Source organism: Stenotrophomonas sp. AS012628 (assembly GCF_010608305.1).
Classification (GTDB): Bacteria; Pseudomonadota; Gammaproteobacteria; order Xanthomonadales; family Xanthomonadaceae; genus Stenotrophomonas; species Stenotrophomonas geniculata.
The window spans coordinates 1-242 of the sequence record NZ_VMBJ01000212.1 but is presented as its reverse complement, the minus strand read 5'-3'; the positions used below and the strand labels follow the sequence as shown (position 1 = coordinate 242).

General features: G+C 57.9%; 1 protein-coding gene. It reads left to right on the top strand.

The window, feature by feature from the left end; translation table 11 throughout:
- Positions 1-242: hypothetical protein (locus tag G5A07_RS22300; RefSeq protein WP_223107842.1), on the top strand; the 242-nt coding region annotated here is incomplete at both ends.

Here is a 242-nt window from a genome sequence, read left to right as displayed (position 1 = left end):
ATCCCGGACTGTTGCGTTACTTCAATCCGTTCTGTGTCTCCGCGATCTTTCATCGCGATGACTGGCTGGCGGTAGGCGGTTTCGACGAAGCCAGGGAGGCACAGTTCGAGGATTGGGATTTCTGGATCGCCCTGGTCGGATGTGGGGTGCGAGGCAGGCTGATCAGGGAACCCCTGTTGTTCTATCACCGCCAGGTCGGCTCCAGACTGGAGACCGGCAAACGTCATGCCTTGAGTTCTTAC